The sequence below is a fragment of the Kordia aestuariivivens genome, assembly GCF_014397005.1.
In the GTDB taxonomy this organism is placed as follows: domain Bacteria; phylum Bacteroidota; class Bacteroidia; order Flavobacteriales; family Flavobacteriaceae; genus Kordia; species Kordia aestuariivivens.
Map to the genome: position 1 here is coordinate 40,363 of NZ_JACGWS010000012.1, position 17,684 is coordinate 58,046.

Consider the following 17,684-nt stretch of genomic DNA (forward strand, 5'->3'; position numbering starts at 1 on the left):
AAAATTTATAAATAGTACATAACTTCATTTGGATTTGATAGTAATAATCTCATACATTTAGTATAACATTAAAACAAAGAAGAATGAGAAACAAGACCAAATCCCTAAACAAATTGCTGTTATCAAAAGTAAAAATAGCAAAAGTAACGAAGCTAGAAAAGATTATAGGAGGCGGACGCGGAACAAAACGTCCCAACTCAAAAACAGGAGACACTAGATCGCAAATACAAGTACACATACAACTACATGTACGAGATGAGATCGAAATTCTTTAGATTTTTTTAGAGTGCTAAAAGTGTGCAAGTCTCTTACCACGACTTGTGCACTCTATTAATCCCCAATAACTATGAGCAAAAAAGTGCTGTGTATTTTATGTATCGTCTTTTTAAGCTGTTCGACAGAAAATCAATTTCAGAGAATAGTCCCAACGTATCTAGAAAGTAACACTTCCGAAGTATATCACGGAACAACGATTGTAGATACATTCAGGCCGCTTGAAAACATGAAAGATGCCAAAATTCTCAATTGGTACAAAAGTGAAGCAGCATACGCGCAAAATATATTGAAACACATATCTGGACGCGAATCTTTACAAGCAAATACAAATAATACTTCCGCAGTCATCACAGAGCTCACCATTACAAATGACAATTATTATTATTACTTAAAAAAAGATCCTGCTGAAGAAGCTACAAAACTGTATTGCATCCATCAAACAAAAGGAGAAGAAACCTTAGTTTTTGATCCTGAAACCTACAAAAATCAATCAAAAAACAATTACTACATCAACTATTTTAATCCAAGTTGGAATAATACAAAAATAGTGATCAGTCTATCTAAAGACGATGAAGAAATATCTGAAATGATCATTTTAGATCTAAAAACCAAAAAAAAATATCCGCAAACACTCTACAATACTTGGGCAGCAGCTTTGGGCGGCGTTCGATGGTTGTCGGATGATAGCGGGTTTTTCTACGAATACATTCCAATCGCAAATAGTGATTCAGATGAATATTTACAAAATATAGAAACGGTTTTATACACATTAGGAAGCGACCCGAAGAAACGAAACGTTTACTTTTCTAAAAAGAACAATCCAGAAATAGCGATGAATGTTGGTGATTTTCCAGAAGTAATAGTTCAGAATCAACATGACAACTATTTATTCAGTAACATCTCTGGCGCAAGCGCTTACTACGAATATTACTATACGGAATATGATAACTTATATGATAAAAAAATACACTGGAAGCCATTATTTACGCAAGAAGATAAAATTCCGTATTTCTTTGTCGATAAAGATGATCTGTATTTTGTGACTGCAAAAGATGCATCAAACTTTAAAATATGTAAAACATCACTCAAAAATCCAGACGTTAGAAACGCTGAGGTTTTAGTGGAAGAAGATCCAAATGCCACCATTTCAGACTTTATCATTACCAAGCAAGGACTCTTTTTCGTAAAAACCAAAAATGGAGTGTCTTCAAAACTATACAGTTTACAATCGGGTGTTATAGAGGAAATTCCAATTCCAAAACCTGCGGGCGCGATCTATTTAATTGCAAAAGATGCGAATCATGATGATTTATGGATAGAAATTAGTGGTTGGACCACAAGTGAAGTACGCTATAAGTACCATCCAACAGAAAAAGTATTTATAGAAGAAAATATATATCCAAAACAAACCCAAGCAAACTACGACGATATTGTGGTAGAAGAAATAGAAGTGCCTTCGCATGATGGAACACTTATTCCGATGTCATTAATATACCGTGTTAAAACTCAGAAAAACAGCAACAATCATGTATTAATGCACGGTTACGGAACGTATGGTTTCACGTTAACTCCCGAAATGAGCAGCATGATGATGGAATGGGTTAAAAAAGGCGGAATTTATGCAGTAACACATGTTCGTGGCGGCGGAGAAAAAGGAGATACTTGGTACAAAGCAGGTTTTAAAAAAACAAAACCAAATACTTGGAAAGATTTTATTGCGTGTACAGAATATTTAATACATGAAAAGTATACAAATTCTAGTAAAATTGCAGCGTGGAGTTCAAGTGCCGGTGGAATTTTGATTGGTCGCGCAATTACAGAACGCCCCGATTTATATGCGGCTGCCATTGTAAGAGTTGGGAAGCTAAACACCTTACGTTCTGAAAATACACCAAGTGGACTCAACGGAATCAAAGAATATGGAACCGTAAAAGATGCTTCCGAATTTCAATACTTGCTAGAAATGGATGCGTATCATCATATAAAAAATGGTGAAAAATATCCTGCATTACTATTCACGGCTGGTATGAATGATAGCAGAGTTCCGGCGTGGCAACCTGGGAAATTTATCGCGCGAATGCGAAAAGCAACAGCTTCCGATAAACCGATATTATTTAATGTTGATTTTAACAGCGGACATGGTTTTGATGCAAGTTCAGAAAAACGAAAAACCGAGCTTCAAGATATTCTATCGTTTGCTTTTTGGCAAACAGGACACAAATATTTCACCTTAAATGCGGAAGCTTTTAACATAAAATAATTGAAAAAGAAAAATTAAACTGGTATTGCATTCAGCTAACCTAGAAGCAATCCAATACAATAAAAATTGCTGTTTTCACTTGTTGTGACAATACGCATATTTTTGCTAACTCAATCCAATTGAAAAGCCAGGCAAATTTGTCTGGCTTTTTGCTTTTATAATTTTAGTAGATTTTTTTATTTTTTTTACAAAGGAAATTTGACTTTAAATAGATTTTGTCTTGATGTTTTTTAGAACTATCTAAATAGATTCATAATCAAGCGTATACAATTCGTAGACAGGTTGTGTTTTTGTGTGACACTTCGTTCGTTACTAGAGTAAAATTAATTATATTTCATAAGAAATCTCTAGCAATCATGAACACTCACGTAGACAAAGCTAATAAAAATAAAACTGAAGCTGCTGCAAATGCAGTTGCCCAAAAGAAAGACAAATCACAAGCTTTCCACTTTACAGACAATCGTCAAAAAACTGCTGTGCAACTCAAAATGCAAGAAACGGCTAATGACAATTTAGATGTGCAAAAAACATCTATAGTACAATTAGTTCGTAGAGGGAGCGGAGCGCCAGTCTTACATAAACATGCAGATAGTATGAAAAAGCGAAGACGATTCAAGCGAAGCATAAAAACTGCAATTCGGCGAATACAAGCTATTAAAACTGCAGGACCAGCTACAGAAAGGCAAATAGAAATTCATGATGAAGTACTTCATTCTGGTCAACATCATGGAATGCGGAATGTTACTGTACAGAAATTAGTTGGTGATCTAAATGACAAAGTTACGGAACTCACCAAGCTAAACTTAGAGGAGAGCAATGATCCTAAATAATAAAATTGTCGCTAAAATAATATTAAACTCGGCAATTTCACTTTACGTGGTTTTCTCTTAGTGGTTAATGCCTATTTTTAGGAAGCAAAGGAATATCGAGCAATTCATTTTGGAGTACAAAAACGACTAAGCCAGCGACATTTTTACAATCTAATTTTGATAATAAATTGTTGCGATGTCCGTCTACGGTTCTGGCACTAATAAATAGTTTTTCGGCAATTTCTGGCGCTGTATATTGCTCACAAATAAGTTGCAATACTTCTTTTTCTCTATTGGTGAGGTCAGTTGAAAATAATGCTTTGGGTTTTTTCTTTGAGATGATATTTTCTCGAATGATTCCCAACACTTCGGTATTGTAATGAAACCCTTTTTCATAGACAGCTTCAATCGTTTCTACAACCTCATCTGGTTGTGAGTTTTTTGGTAAATATGCTACCGCAGATAATTCAATCATATTGATAATAAAAGCTCTGCTAAAATGTGTTGAAATCACAATCATTTTTAAACTCGGATATTTTTTCTGTATTATTTTTGCGACTTCAACGCCATTCATTTCAGGCATTTTTAAATCGAGTAATAAAACATCGGGTATGGTTTCGCACTGCAATAATTTTTCTAATAAATCGACTCCGTTTTCAGCCTCTAAAGTTACGTTCAGATGCTCGTAATCATTCAATATTAAACTCATTCCTTTTCGGAATAATGCTTCGTCGTCTGCGATGGCAATAGAAATTGTTTTCATGGTTTAGTGTCTTAATTAGAGTTGGGCTGCGCTATTTCAATGACAACCTGAATGCCCTTTTTTAAGGACGAATTCACTTCGTATGTTGCGTTGATAATGCGCAATCTACTTTCAATATTTTTCATTCCAAGCCCTTTTTTGTGTGCTTTATTTGTACTGTCGAAACCAATGCCATTATCTTGATAAGAAAATGTAATTGCTTCTTTTTCAATACTTAATTTAAGATCAATTTCGGTTGCTTTTCCGTGTCGAATAGAATTATTGATGAGTTCTTGCAAGACTCTAAAAAGATTGAGTTCAATTAAAGAATCATCAATCTTGTTTTCACCTTCAGCAGTAAAATCTATTTGAAGATCTCCGATTAAATTGTAACTGTGTTGTAATTCTCTGATCGTTTCTATCAAGCCAAATTCTTCTAAAGTTGGCGGCAATAATTCATGCGAAATAAACCGGATGGAATTGATTGTCGTATTTACAACAGTTTCTACTTCGGTGGTAATTGCGCCAATTTCTTCATCTGCTTTGCCATATTTTTTCAAGCGACAAACATTTAAAAAAATCACATTCAGTTTTGAGCCAATTTCATCGTGTAAATCTCGTGCGATGCGATGTCTTTCTTTTTCTTGAGTTAAAATGGTCGCGTGGAGTAATTCTTCTTGATGTTTATAAGCTAGTTTCTGAACGCGCATTTGCTCTTTTAGAAGTCGTTTTTGTGAATGATTAACAAATAGCACGAATGCCATCGCGAAAGCTAGCATAATCAATATACCAATGACCATGAGTGTCATAAAGTTGTTTTCTTGAAAAATACTTTCCATAGTCCTAGTAAGATAAGCAATTGAAATAGAAAATTTAAAACGGCATTAAAAGCCCAAAACGGGACATAAATTTGCATGTTTTCTAAATACACATTGCTGCACATAAATATAAATAAACTTCCTGAATAATAGACCAATATCGCCGAATTGATCAGTCGTAAGCTTTTAGATAGAGCAAGAGAAAACAATTGATTTTCCACAAGATTGTAAAAATACAAGATGGCATAGCCAATAATGGTAACTTGAACAAAGGTTTTTGCAAACGTGTTGAATCCAAAGATACTTTGAAAAAACAGGGAATTAATGATGATTAAAAAGCTTCCTCCAATGATAAAATACCAAAAACTTGTTTTAAAAAAGACAGGTTTTTCAAGGAGACTTTTAAAGAAATAAGAAAGCAACAGAAATTCGCCCAAGGTATAAATATGCAATAATGGTAAATTATTATATCCTAATTTCATTACTATATATGCTAGGATTTCAATAAGAAGATTCCAAATCAAAAAGTAACATAAGCGTTGAAACGGAATATTTAATTTTTTTCGATGAAAAATACAGAACGCTACATTAATGCACAGAATTAACAATGTAATTTTTACGGTATAAAAGTAAACAGTCTGTAATAATGTAGCGTCTGTGTCCATTAAGTTTATATAATTAGGTATTTAATAGCTTATAGTGAAGGATACGTAATTCCAGGTAAATCTGGACAACCATTTGGGCAAGGTTGTGTAAAGTCGAAATAAAAATTATCACTTCCATCAGCGGGTTGAATTACTAAAACAACTTCGGTTACAAGCATGTCACTTTTTGATTTTGTTTCTGGTTTACGAACATTCATTAAAAATATTCTATCGTCGTCCGTTAGATTTCCTCGGTGTTTCTTAAACTCTAAAAGAACTTCAAATAATTCTAGCGCAGATGTTTCAGAACCATAATTTAGTGCTTTACGATTTTCTAGAGGAGTTCCATGTTTTTGATCATCAAGATAATTGACTACATCATCTATATATGTTTTATAATCTTCTAGATAACCGATTGCTTCATTTTCGCATATTTGATTTTTTATGTAACCTCTTCCATTATTACAATCCTTTGATTCTTTTGTGAGTTTATTTTTTGTAACTGGATTTTCTTTATCAGTTTTTTCTTGATTACATGATAAAAACAAAGTGAATGCCATTACAAATAATACAGCATATTTAATAGTTGATTTCATAATTATTAGTTTAAGGGTTTATCCATTTTTCATGTTGAAGATAGGACATAAACCTACTATAAAAATGTTTCTACGCTCAAAACAGGTTGAATTACCTAGTTATTTCCGTCAAATTACCTGTAACATATACATGAAAAGTCACTTCGACGATTACATTTCTTAAAACGAAAGCTATTACATCATAATCTATTGGTATTCATAGGAAACAACCACGAAATAAAGTGTGCGAATACAACCAAGTAGTTCAGCCTGATTTCTCGAAACAGGCTAATCCACTCTTAAACAATATGATGAGTTTGTAGACATTTGTACAGATTCAAAATAGAATTATCGATTGAGTAGCTGCAATTAAATTTTGAACCAACAGGCGGAATCCGAAAAGTCTTAAAAAACAGAGTAGGTTTTATAATTATTTAAAATAAAAAATTAATAAACTAAAGAATAGAATATGAAAGATAATGCACAAGGGCAAATGCCCTCTTATAGTCACACATTTGATATAGACCATACTACAAATGCAGATCAAATTATTATAGTTGCTCGTTTTTATGAAGCTTATGGAAGCAATGGCGGAAGCGATGGATGGGAACAACCAGTAACACCTCCCGTTTTACGTTTGGATAATGGTAAAATGGATATTAACATGATTGATATTTTTTCTGCCAATTGTACTAATATTGGAGGATATACATATAAACCTTACCAATATGGACAACAAGGTGGTGGATATGATCAGCACGCACAATATTTTGGAGCAAAAGTATTTGCTTCTCAGTATCGAAATTCAAAATCTTTAACTGTTTCTGGCACTTTTCAATGGGCTGGTTATTTTAGTGTAGTGTTGTATTATTACAATGCGAGTACCGAAACTTTTTTATCTCAAACCGAAATTATTGATAAAAAAATGGTCTCTTCGCCTTTACCAAATCCATATATTAAAGGAAACCCTAGTATTTTTTCCTATCCAGATCCATCAGTAATTACATCAAAAATTGAGCAATCAAAAATTGAACTTCCTTCTTTTAACTCCAATAAAGGAACAACATTACATGTAGAAAGTGGTAAAGAATCACAAGCTTCCGATCACAAAATTAACCTGTATAAACCAGATAAAGTGAGTTCTGAAACTAGAATGCTCGAAGGTGTAGTTCCACCTGGTTGTAGTATAGATTACTTGATAACTGATGAGAAAAACCCGCCAACACAAGAAGTATTGGTGCTACGTATAAAATTACCCGATGTTTTCATTGAAAATAATAATCCTCCAAAGACTTTTGAAGATTTTGAATGCCGTTACCTTTCTGTAAGTTTAAATACTCCAGATAGCACTAGTAATCCGAATTATCAAGATCCTGTATTGTACTTTTGGACCGTAACTAGTCACATGCTTTACAATCATGTTCATGATGGATATGCTTATGTTTTCTTTGCGCCAACTTCTTTTGTACAGGAACAATTAGATGATCCGCAGCAGCGAACACCTCCAGTGTACACTTGGGGAAACATTAAAGGATATCTTTTGGGACCTCCAAAATCTGCTATTGTAATTCGGTATCGTGACCCTAATCCAGAGTGGGAAGGAAGTCCAGAAAGATTACCGTGTTATGCAACGCCTGAAGAATGTATGGCAAATCCTGTTGAAGCTCCAATGTTGGGTGAATATAGACCTGAAATATTTGGAGGTAGTCTCGAAAATTTTCATTCAGGAACTATAGGACCTATCAACTCCGAAGGTGAACGATAGACTGATACTACAAACTAGATTCCACCAAGTATTAAAAAATTGGTTAATTCTTACTAAAGTATACGAAAAAAAGTGATGTATAGGTTGTCTTAATCGGGCAACCTACATCTAAATAGTACAACTTCTGGTTTTACTGTATCATTATAAGAAATAGAAAGAGGAAAACCGCTAGCATTCATATCATTAACTATTTTTAAAAGAAATAAAACACAAAGTCATGGGGAAATTAAAAAATCTTAAGAAGCCAAACATTGTCATTATTATTTCCGATCAGCAAACTTGGAAACAAAATTGGGATAAAGTATGGACAGAAAATAATTTACCAGCAATGAACAAGTTGTTAAAGAATGGACTTGCATTCAACAATGCTTTTACCAATTCATGCACCTGTACATCGAGTCGGACAACACTTTTTACAGGAACTTTTCCTGCGACACACACCGCAACGCAAGTTTTAGCCTTTGATGATCCTTTCAATAAGCAGAGTCCACCAAAAGGATATACACAAGTAATGCAAGGGCAATTGCGAAACAATATGGACAATATGTTTGAAATGATGGAAAGCGCAGGATACAATGTTGCGTATAAAGGCAAATGGCATATTAGCAAACCAACGGAATTTGTGAAAATGAAAGGAAAAGGGCCGCTAAAACCAGATATCGATCAATTATATTGGACTTCTAAAGATGTTTCACAGTTAGATAAATTGTATGGTGTGAAAGAATGGAGTTATCCGGATGCTGGAGACGACGCTAATATTTTTAATTTTGGTGGCGGACGCTTCAATAATGACGGTCGCTTTGTAGATGGTGAAGGTCAAAGTGCTTTGTATGGTAAAAAACTTCCAGGGATGAGCGTTGAAGAATCAAATGCAGAACGATTGAAAACAAGTGCTTTAGAATACATCAAAAATTATAAAGATGACAAACCCTTGTTTTTGGTGGTTTCGCTTGTCAATCCTCATGATGTATTGTCGTATCCAGGCAATGAAACCATGACAGATCCTTATGGAGTTCCAAGAGAGCCACCTTTGTATAAACTTGGTGGATATGATGATGATTTTAAGTGTATTAAAGTAAAATTGCCATCAACATGGGATGAAAAACTAGATACAAAACCCAAAATTCAGGCTACTTGGCAAAAAATGTTACAAGGATTTGGCGCGATCAAAACAGAAGAAGTTGCTACAAACTATGTGAAGTTTTATGCATACCTAACTTCTTTGGTTGATAAGGAAATAGATAAAGTTTTAAAGGCACTGAAAAAAAATAAAAAAACAAGAAACTCTTTAATTATTAGAGTGAGTGATCATGGAGATATGGCAATGTCACACGGTATGATACGTCAAAAAATGTTCAATGCATATCAGCAAACCATCAATGTACCCATGATATTTTCGCACCTTACCGATCGAAAGATGTTTTCAGGAAAAACGACAGAATCTTTTGCAGGATTGATTGACTTGATGCCAACAATAGCTGAAATTGCGGGTGTTAAGACTGAAAATTATAAATTTCAAGGGAAGAGTTTGGTGCGGATTTTAAAGAATCCAACTAAAAAAGTACAAGATCATGTTCATTTTACATTTGATGATAGTTATCTTGAAACTGACACACCTCAGGATATGGGCGCTTGCCGTATTCGTTGTATTATTCAAACGAAAGGCAATCAGAAATGGAAATATGCGGTGTATTTTGATCCTAATTATGGACAGGAAATGGAATATGAAATGTATGACATGACCAACGATCCGGAAGAAAGATACAACTTAGCATATAGCGACTTGAAGAAGGTTATAAAACTTTATAACGGATCTAAAAAAGATAAAATTAAAAAAGGATTCGTTCTGAAAAAACGTCAAGAATTGCATAAGCTATTGACAAAAGTAATGATTGAAAAAGGCACGATGCCAGATACGGTTGTTTGGCCAAAGATTTCAGGAGGAAAGGCATAGCACTCAAAATTTGATCGTAAACTACTTAATTTTTTTGTGTAAATTACTTGAAGATTTACTGAAAAGATGCATTCGTTCTTATCATTACTATTAACCTTTAAAAAACCAAAATATGAGTAAAAAAGACGTTCACGTTCGGAAAAGTGTGTATGACCTTTCGGAAAGAGAAATATCGAATTTGCGAAAAGCTTTTGAAAAGTTATATAAAAACCGAGTATATCAGGAAAAAGCCGGAATTCTCATCAACGACGGTCATTACATGCGAAATGATATGCTTTTTTTACCATGGGCACGCGCTTATTTTGCAGATTTTGAAAAAGCACTTCAAGCGGCGATTCCTAATGCGAAACCTGTCATTACGTTGCCTTACTGGGATTACACTTCCAAAACAGCAAGAGAAGAAGGGATTCCTCCGTTATTGGCAGATGAGTATTATGAAACCACCAAAAAGGATAAAAATGGTGTTGAAAAAATCACAAAAAATCCAAATCCATTTTACAAGGCTGAATATAACATTCCTTTATACACGTTTAGAAATGATGTGCCAAATAATAAATTTTTAAAGTCAGCACGAAACTCAGCTCGTAAAGCAATGAAGGCAATTGATTTTGTAACTTTTGGTACAAAAATTTATGTAGCAGATATAAAAAGCCATATCTATTTAGGCGGTTCGTCTGCGAATACTAATTGCACAGCGTACGATCCTATTTTTTGGTTTACGCATTGTCAGTTAGATCGTTTTTGGGATCAATGGCAAAGACTACCAAAGCGCAAAGATCTTGGCGAATCTACGATGCCCGATTCTGTTTTGAATGCGAGTTTAAACCCATTTAGCAAAGATGACGACGATGAAACGGCATTGAAAGCTGAAGATGTATTGAACACAAAGAATCTTGGGTATCGATATGCGGATTGAGATTTGGGTTTGTTTTAAACATTAGAATTATTATTTTCAACTTGCTATTTCACCGATGTTTGCATAGTGGAAAATATTGTTTAAAAAAAGATTGCCTCATAACCATGAGACAGTCTCCTAACATACGTCAATCTGCCCTACAAATTATACGCTTTGCTTTCTGATGATCAGAAAAAATAAAATACTTAGCCTATTAAAACCCCATTTGTGGAAATAATATACTACTCATCATTGGTGTGCATTGATGAAGCATTCACTCCCATAGAGACCGCATTTGCATTGTATGTTTTGCGTTCTACTGCTACTCGTTACGTTGTGATAATTTCACACCATTTTTATTATTTGAAAATCTCTTTAATATTAAGGAGCAGCAAAAATTGAGCATAAATTATTTCTGTATCAACAAATGTGTATAGCACTATAATGACCATTTAAAAAGTTATTCCAAGAATTACAAACAGATGATTTTAAATCGTTTATCGATCTATTTTGGAGCGTTTGGAGTCAATCTTCGTATGCTAGCTTTGATTCAAAAAAGAATCCAGTTATTTATGAAAATGAAGAAGATGCTCCACCTATAGTACTGCCATATACATCAGATACTACCATAGGGTTTTATCATACCAACGCAACGATTAAGTTTTCAAACAATGTAACCGATTTAGATGTTTTATTAGCAATAGATACTGGGGAGACAAAAATAGAAGCAGGAGCTGGTGGATATCCTCGCACTGAAAAAGTTTACAAGTATTATGACTACATCTATCATATTTTTAATCCTATTGCCATCATAAATAGTAAAGTTCCTAAATTTTTGTATAGCAAAAATGAAGGGCAACAATTTACAGTACTACCTGCTTTTGTTATTATGGCCAATCAAGAAAGTGCTTTTTGGAAGAATATTCAAACAGGTGGAGAGTATTTAATAGATGCTATTACTACACTTTCAGGTGTTGGAAACTTAGCTAAGTTTAGACACTTGAGTAAGCTTGCTAAATTAGGACATAAACTAACTTTAGCAAATAAAGCTAAAAGAGTTGTTTCTGGATTTGCTGCCTTTGCAGAAATATCAAGTGGAACTATTAACACTTTATTAAAACTTAGTGGATTAAATGATACTAAATTTGGGCAATCATTAAGTGAAGTTCTTTTTTATCTGGAATTGGTGTCTTTAGGAGGTGAGCTGACTAATGCTATTCGTAATGGATTAAAAAAAGCCTCGAAAGAAGTTTTGGAACATCCAAATCTAAAAAAGTATTTGGATGAGGTAAAAATTGATTTACCTAATGGAAAAAAACGCAAGCTTAGTCCCAAAGAAAAAATCCAACTTAAAAATGAACTTAAACAAGTACAGGGTAAAGGAGGAGCTTATGGAGATTCAATAATAGCTACATCTGACCCTGTTAAAGTAAAACAGTTTGAAGAAGGTTATAAAAAACTTTTAAAATTAAACTTACATTTGAATCCTGAAAAAGCCATAAATTATCTAGAAGACGCTATGCCACATTTTAACCACAAAGTTGTTGATGGTGAAATTATTCAAATAAGTAAAACGAATTGCGGTAATACCGTAGAGGTAATGAAAGATTTTATAAGGCACGGAAAATTAGATAAAGCAGGAAAATCTGGATTTCAAACCTTTGATGTAGTTACGCCAAAATTTGGACATGGCTCCTTTGTGGACATACATAAGACGATTGACACATCAGCTATTCCTAGGCTAGAACAAATAATGAAAAACGGTGACGAAGTTGTGATCTATGGAATGCAGCACAAAAAGACAGTAAAAGGAGCAAGAGGAGAAGTAGCTGAAAAGTCGATAGGACATTATTTTTATGGCAAGAAAATTCAAGGGAAACTACATATAGGCGATCCTCAAACAGGTGAGTTTTTTGTATTTTCAGCATCAAGTAGAAAGGCTCATGAATACCTAAATATAGTAGGTAAAGATGGATTCAAATATCTAACAGTAAAAAATTAAAAAAACTATGCTAACAGACAATGAAATGCTAGAAATAGCAGAAAAGTATTTAAAAAGATTAGAAGATGAAGGAACGATCAAGTTAATGTTGCATTCAGATTTTACGAAAAAAGACTATGGTAATATTTACTTTTTTAATAGTAAGCTATATATTGAAACAGGTGATTTAAATAAATCAATCGGAGGAAATGGACCATTTTTAGTTGAAAAAGAAAAAGGTAGAGTTGTGCAATTTGGCTCTTTTGGGCTAATAGAAGATCAATTCAAGGCTTATGAAAATGGAACTTTGGTACCAGCTTTAGACACTTATTGGTATCCTGACGAAGACCGGTTTAGTCATAAATAGAAAACTAGCTAAAAACAAAAAACTACGTCATTTGATGTGGTTTATTTCTTGTGGTGCCCTCGACTGGATTATAGTTCCTGAAAGCTCCGCCTTGAAAATGAAAAATGCGCTAAAATAAAAAAGCAAGCTATTTATTTTAGCTTGCTTTTCATTTATTCGTGAGCCCGAACCTTCAAAGTTCGAACTTTTTGGTGGAGGATTTGAAGAAAATAAATACTTTTTGTCTAGAATATTACCAACTTTTGATTGCTTCTTGATTTTTGTGAGAAAGAATTGTATTTTTATTTAGCTAGTAAGAAATTATTGTGCCCATAACATCAGGAATAAATTGAACCCAGTTTACAATTTTTTAATAAAATTTAAGTAATGACAGATTTTAAAGTTCATTTTAAAGAAACCGATTCTGAATTCTCAATCGCTGAGAAAATCAAGAAAGATGATTGGTTTGACACATCGTATAATGAAGTCACAAGTTCAATAGGAAATCTTCGTTACCCTATAGTAGACAATGGAAGGTATGGAAGTAAACACCCAATATATGATACCTTAGGAGGAATCATAGGATATCTTGTTGGTGCAGAATCACAGATTGGTTATACTTGGGGATGTGTTTATGCAGGAGCTGGTTTTTGGTTAACAAATCAAACTTTTTCCGCTACAATGGGAGGCGGAGGCACTAACATATCTGTAATAGCTGATGTAGGAAATTTTCTATTTTCTTCAAAGAGGAAGTTCAAGCTTGTTGAATCCTTTTATTTTGAGGAACATAGCTGGAAATCCCCAGATGTATTTAAATTACTAGATGATGGTCGCGAATTGCTTGTTATAACACGTTACGGGTTTTGTGTCTTTGAAACATTCAATAAGACAATGAGATCTAAAACTTATTTTCAATCATATTGCGACAATTATGATTTTACTATTTCTCCTAAAGTTAAAATATTAGCAATCGTTTCTAGTTTCAATGGTAGAAAAAAACCCATTGATGGTGAGTACAGATATAAAAATAGTATTTGGCTTTATAATTTAGATACAGGAGAACTAGTTGGTGAGAAAACCCTAGAAATTGACAAATCCTTAAATTGGAGTATTAATTTTAGTGAAGATGGTCGTAAAATCAGAGTTTTATCTGATGAATTTTCAACTCAGTTTGAGCTTACATCGTGATGATGAAAACTAATCATAATAATGTTTAAAATCATAATTTTACTTTCAGGGAAAGATACTTTTTCGATGAAACATTATCATAAAAATCTAACTTTTAAAAATTTAAAATTAAAAAACTTATATAAAACTATCCGCTCGGGTATAAAAACAAAAAACATGTAATCTTTTAAATTACATGTTTTTGCAATTTTAGTGAGCCCGAACCTTCAAAGTTCGAACTTTTTGGTGGAGGATTTGAAAGAAATTAATGTGTTTTTTGAGGAATATTCGAACCTTTTAAGCGCTTATTAAATCAATACCAATTTTATAAAAATTTCTAGTATTACTCTATAATAACTCGTTATGTATTTTAAATAATACTGATTTTAATATTATTAATACTTTACAGCTAAAAAAATTACTGATTATCAGTAAAGTGAAATATTAATAAACAAACATTATCTTTTATTTTTCCAGTAATGTGTAAAAGTATTGACATAAAATCTCACTTGATAATAATTTAAAACCTTAGAGTTATATTGTCATTTTTGTTAAATTGTTTTAGTATCTTATTATTAACTACCAAATATCAAACAATTTTGAAACAACCAACATATACACATTCAATGCAAAAAAACATGAAACATTTTTTATTTAGTATCATTTTTGGAGTAGTATTCTCCTTAAATGCGCAACAGAAAGAATCTCCCAAATTAGTTGTTGGGATTGTAGTAGATCAAATGAGCTACGAATATTTGTACCGATTTTACGATAAGTTTGGAGATGACGGTTTTAAGTTGATGATGAATAAAGGCACAAATTGTCGCAATATGCATTACAATTATGTACCAACATTTACGGGTCCAGGGCATGCTTCAATATATACAGGTACAACACCAAGTAATCATGGAATTGTTGCAAATGATTGGTATCGGAGAAGTTCAGGAGAAATTGAGAATTGTGTCGCAGATTCCACGGTTCATTCTATAGGTTCTTCAACGAAAAATGGTATTTATTCTCCATTCAATTTGAAAGCAAACACAATTACAGATCAGTTAAAATTAACCTATTCCACTTCGAAAGTGATTTCGATATCTATCAAGGAACGAGGATCAATTCTACCAGGTGGACATCTGAGTGATGGTTCTTATTGGCTCGATTATGAAACGGGGAATTTTATAACAAGTTCTTTCTTCAAAGAGAAACTACCTAACTGGCTTGTAGAATTTAATGCAATGAATTATCCTGATGAAAGCCTTAAAAAAACGTGGGATACGTATTATCCAATTGAACAATATACAGCAAGTGGTCCGGATAACTCACCTTATGAGTATCCAATAGGAAATACCACAAAACCTGTATTCCCATACGATTTAACAAAAATAATTATAGATAGAGATCAGTTTAAAACTGAAGCTGAATACTTAGAAGCGAAGCATTTAATATTTACAACGTCTCCTTTTGCAAATACACATTTAGTAAACTTAGCGATGAAAGCAATTGAGTCGGAAGGAATGGGGAAAGATAATCAAACTGATATGCTTTGTATGAGTTTTTCTTCTACAGATATTGTTGGACATTATTTTGGACCTTACGCTGTTGAGCTCCAAGATATGTACATCCGACTCGATTTAGAGATTGCTCGATTAATTAAATATTTGAATGAAACAGTAGGTGAAGATGAGTTCACCATTTTTCTTACTGCCGATCACGCAGTAGTTCCAGTTCCTCAATTTATGCTTGATCATAAACTTCCTGGAGGATATCTTTTCACTGATGAACCAGAGGCTGAGCTACGCAAAACTTTAGTTTACAAATACGGTGCGGATGTGATGAGTGAAATTGATAATAATAACATTTATCTTAATAGACCTGAGATTTCTAAACTTGGTTTAAACCTCAGTGAAGTTGCTGCTTTTGTATCGGATGAAGTGAAACAATGGGATCATATCAAACGTGTGTATACGGAAGATGAATTATACATTGGAGGAAGCGATGACGAATGGATGGATATGGTCAGAAGAGGTCATTACAATGTAGAAAGCGGAGATTTAATATATGTGCTGCAGCCAGGATATTTGCCTAAATCAGTAGATATTAAAGAAGCACGAATGGGAACAAGTCACGGATCTCAATTCAATTATGACACTCAGGTTCCGATGTTATGGTACGGAAAAAATATTCCAAGTCAAGAGATTCATCGCAGTATGAATATTACAGATATTTCAGCAACATTAACGCAACTGTTATATCTTCAGAGTCCGAATGCATTAACTGGAAAACCTATTCTTGAAATTTTAGACAAGAAATAGTCTGATTTCAATTCTTATACGTATTAAAAAACGCTTTTAGACACCTTTTTTAGGTTGAATAAAAGCGTTTTTTTATGGGTATTTCTTGATAGAAGTAAAATTTCTAATCTAAAACTTTATGTAGAGCGATCCACTTTTTAATGAAAGTGATTGCTTCATCAAAATATTTGTCATGTATCCATGATGTTCCCCAAGCAGAAACTCCATTGACATGAATACCTAAAAGCCAAATATGTCTGATAGCAACAAACACATAAGCAGCTTTTATTTCAGCTTCGCTAAGTGGTTTTAAACTCAAATAGCCATCCAAAAATGCCTTCCAAAGAAGTGCTCTTTTATCCAAATTATCCTGTTCCCAGTTATTTTCTGGTACGCAACTCCATAAAAAAACAGAAATATCATACGCTCTCCATCCATAACCAAAACAATCAAAATCAAAAACAGAAATTTCATCATTTTCACCCGAAAAGATATTACCATAATGAAAATCGCCATGACAAACGCCATAATCTAACTTTGACTCCGACATTATCTCAGAAATTTTAGCGCTTAATGCATTCGCTGTAGTCTGTAGAAAATTAAAATCAGCTTCTCGATGTTTTAGAAATGGTTGTATACTTTTTAAAGGTGTATCCAGCAAATATTCCATGTTTAGTTCAAAACGTTCTAATTTTTCCATTTTGTCTGAAGCTTCATGTATAGACGCCACCACTTTTCCGTAATTTCGACTTATAGAAACATTCAACTCTGGGATACTTTTCCCTTTTGCCGATTCAAACAAAACAGCATATCGAACGCCTTCTGAAGCATTGATTTCCATGATATATTCATCATGCATGTTTTTGATAGGAATTGCAGCTTGAATATTACTTTTATCAAGATGGTTTATTAATTTGAGCTCTGACTCAATATCATTTTTTGTTCTCCATTTATTTGGATATACTCGCAAATAATATGCAGTTCCGTTATCTAAAACTTTGTAGGTATCATTCAATCCTGGTTTAAAGAGTACGCATTCACAATCGGGACTCAAATTGAATTCCGACAGGATGTTCTTTTTAAGACCTTCACCCGTAAAGGTTGATTTATGTGTGGGAAATATTTCCTTCATATTTAGGTTTTGATTCGTAGCAAAAACAA

15 protein-coding genes are annotated in these 17,684 nt (G+C 33.3%); 10 read left to right on the plus strand and 5 right to left on the minus strand.

Annotated elements, in window-relative coordinates; genetic code table 11:
* The first annotated feature begins 83 nt into the window (after positions 1-83).
* The 3 genes from H2O64_RS17860 to H2O64_RS17870 all read left to right on the plus strand — a co-directional run bounded on the left by H2O64_RS17860 (position 84) and on the right by H2O64_RS17870 (position 3,366).
* On the plus strand, positions 84-275 hold the full coding sequence (locus H2O64_RS17860; protein ID WP_187563581.1) for a hypothetical protein: 192 nt from the start codon (positions 84-86) through the stop codon (positions 273-275).
* Positions 276-346: 71 nt separating this feature from the next.
* Positions 347-2,536, plus strand: coding sequence for a prolyl oligopeptidase family serine peptidase (locus H2O64_RS17865; protein WP_187563582.1), 2,190 nt, complete (start codon positions 347-349; stop codon positions 2,534-2,536).
* Between the two features lie 356 nt (positions 2,537-2,892).
* Positions 2,893-3,366: a hypothetical protein gene (locus H2O64_RS17870; protein WP_187563583.1), complete on the plus strand. Its 474-nt coding sequence runs from the start codon at positions 2,893-2,895 to the stop codon at positions 3,364-3,366.
* A gap of 64 nt (positions 3,367-3,430) precedes the next feature.
* On the opposite strand, the gene H2O64_RS17875 is transcribed toward H2O64_RS17870, so the two are convergent.
* From H2O64_RS17875 to H2O64_RS17890, 4 genes are all read right to left on the minus strand, one after another.
* Positions 3,431-4,108, minus strand: coding sequence for a response regulator transcription factor (locus H2O64_RS17875; RefSeq protein WP_187563584.1), 678 nt, complete (start codon positions 4,106-4,108; stop codon positions 3,431-3,433).
* Between the two features lie 11 nt (positions 4,109-4,119).
* Positions 4,120-4,926, minus strand: a complete 807-nt coding sequence (locus tag H2O64_RS17880; protein WP_187563585.1) for a sensor histidine kinase — start codon at positions 4,924-4,926, stop codon at positions 4,120-4,122.
* On the minus strand, positions 4,893-5,387 hold the full coding sequence (locus tag H2O64_RS17885; RefSeq protein WP_187563586.1) for a hypothetical protein: 495 nt from the start codon (positions 5,385-5,387) through the stop codon (positions 4,893-4,895). The genes H2O64_RS17880 and H2O64_RS17885 overlap by 34 nt, the downstream gene beginning before the upstream one ends.
* A 212-nt stretch (positions 5,388-5,599) precedes the next feature.
* A complete protein-coding gene (locus H2O64_RS17890; protein ID WP_187563587.1) occupies positions 5,600-6,145 on the minus strand; it encodes a hypothetical protein in 546 nt (181 codons plus the stop codon).
* A gap of 448 nt (positions 6,146-6,593) precedes the next feature.
* Here H2O64_RS17890 and H2O64_RS17895 point away from each other — a divergent pair, with 448 nt between their 5' ends.
* From H2O64_RS17895 to H2O64_RS17925, 7 genes are all read left to right on the plus strand, one after another.
* Complete coding sequence (locus H2O64_RS17895) at positions 6,594-7,889, plus strand: hypothetical protein (RefSeq protein ID WP_187563588.1); 1,296 nt, start codon at positions 6,594-6,596, stop codon at positions 7,887-7,889.
* A gap of 217 nt (positions 7,890-8,106) precedes the next feature.
* Positions 8,107-9,843 (plus strand): sulfatase-like hydrolase/transferase, encoded by a 1,737-nt coding sequence (locus tag H2O64_RS17900; protein WP_187563589.1) that lies wholly within the window; start codon positions 8,107-8,109, stop codon positions 9,841-9,843.
* A 112-nt stretch (positions 9,844-9,955) separates the two neighbouring features.
* Entirely contained in the window at positions 9,956-10,759 is an 804-nt protein-coding gene (locus H2O64_RS17905; protein ID WP_187563590.1) for a tyrosinase family protein, read from the plus strand.
* An 814-nt stretch (positions 10,760-11,573) separates the two neighbouring features.
* Positions 11,574-12,740 carry a hypothetical protein gene (locus H2O64_RS17910; RefSeq protein WP_187563591.1) on the plus strand — a complete coding sequence of 389 codons (1,167 nt, stop codon included), beginning with the start codon at positions 11,574-11,576 and terminating at the stop codon, positions 12,738-12,740.
* 7 nt (positions 12,741-12,747) lie between these two features.
* Positions 12,748-13,086, plus strand: a complete 339-nt coding sequence (locus H2O64_RS17915) for a YrhB domain-containing protein (RefSeq protein ID WP_187563592.1) — start codon at positions 12,748-12,750, stop codon at positions 13,084-13,086.
* A 366-nt stretch (positions 13,087-13,452) separates the two neighbouring features.
* Entirely contained in the window at positions 13,453-14,253 is an 801-nt protein-coding gene (locus tag H2O64_RS17920) for a hypothetical protein (protein WP_187563593.1), read from the plus strand.
* Positions 14,254-14,870: 617 nt separating this feature from the next.
* On the plus strand, positions 14,871-16,544 hold the full coding sequence (locus tag H2O64_RS17925; protein ID WP_187563594.1) for an alkaline phosphatase family protein: 1,674 nt from the start codon (positions 14,871-14,873) through the stop codon (positions 16,542-16,544).
* A 103-nt stretch (positions 16,545-16,647) separates the two neighbouring features.
* On the opposite strand, the gene H2O64_RS17930 is transcribed toward H2O64_RS17925, so the two are convergent.
* Positions 16,648-17,655: a phosphotransferase enzyme family protein gene (locus H2O64_RS17930; protein WP_187563595.1), complete on the minus strand. Its 1,008-nt coding sequence runs from the start codon at positions 17,653-17,655 to the stop codon at positions 16,648-16,650.
* Positions 17,656-17,684: the final 29 nt, after the last annotated feature.

Bases quoted from the DNA above. Each gene is read 5' to 3' on its own strand.
- H2O64_RS17860 (WP_187563581.1), top strand. From the start codon at position 84: ATGAGAAACAAGACCAAATCCCTAAACAAATTGCTGTTATCAAAAGTA.
- H2O64_RS17865 (WP_187563582.1), top strand. From the start codon at position 347: ATGAGCAAAAAAGTGCTGTGTATTTTATGTATCGTCTTTTTAAGCTGT.
- H2O64_RS17870 (WP_187563583.1), top strand. From the start codon at position 2,893: ATGAACACTCACGTAGACAAAGCTAATAAAAATAAAACTGAAGCTGCT.
- H2O64_RS17875 (WP_187563584.1), bottom strand. From the start codon at position 4,108: ATGAAAACAATTTCTATTGCCATCGCAGACGACGAAGCATTATTCCGA.
- H2O64_RS17880 (WP_187563585.1), bottom strand. From the start codon at position 4,926: ATGGAAAGTATTTTTCAAGAAAACAACTTTATGACACTCATGGTCATT.
- H2O64_RS17885 (WP_187563586.1), bottom strand. From the start codon at position 5,387: ATGAAATTAGGATATAATAATTTACCATTATTGCATATTTATACCTTG.
- H2O64_RS17890 (WP_187563587.1), bottom strand. From the start codon at position 6,145: ATGAAATCAACTATTAAATATGCTGTATTATTTGTAATGGCATTCACT.
- H2O64_RS17895 (WP_187563588.1), top strand. From the start codon at position 6,594: ATGAAAGATAATGCACAAGGGCAAATGCCCTCTTATAGTCACACATTT.
- H2O64_RS17900 (WP_187563589.1), top strand. From the start codon at position 8,107: ATGGGGAAATTAAAAAATCTTAAGAAGCCAAACATTGTCATTATTATT.
- H2O64_RS17905 (WP_187563590.1), top strand. From the start codon at position 9,956: ATGAGTAAAAAAGACGTTCACGTTCGGAAAAGTGTGTATGACCTTTCG.
- H2O64_RS17915 (WP_187563592.1), top strand. From the start codon at position 12,748: ATGCTAACAGACAATGAAATGCTAGAAATAGCAGAAAAGTATTTAAAA.
- H2O64_RS17920 (WP_187563593.1), top strand. From the start codon at position 13,453: ATGACAGATTTTAAAGTTCATTTTAAAGAAACCGATTCTGAATTCTCA.
- H2O64_RS17925 (WP_187563594.1), top strand. From the start codon at position 14,871: ATGAAACATTTTTTATTTAGTATCATTTTTGGAGTAGTATTCTCCTTA.
- H2O64_RS17930 (WP_187563595.1), bottom strand. From the start codon at position 17,655: ATGAAGGAAATATTTCCCACACATAAATCAACCTTTACGGGTGAAGGT.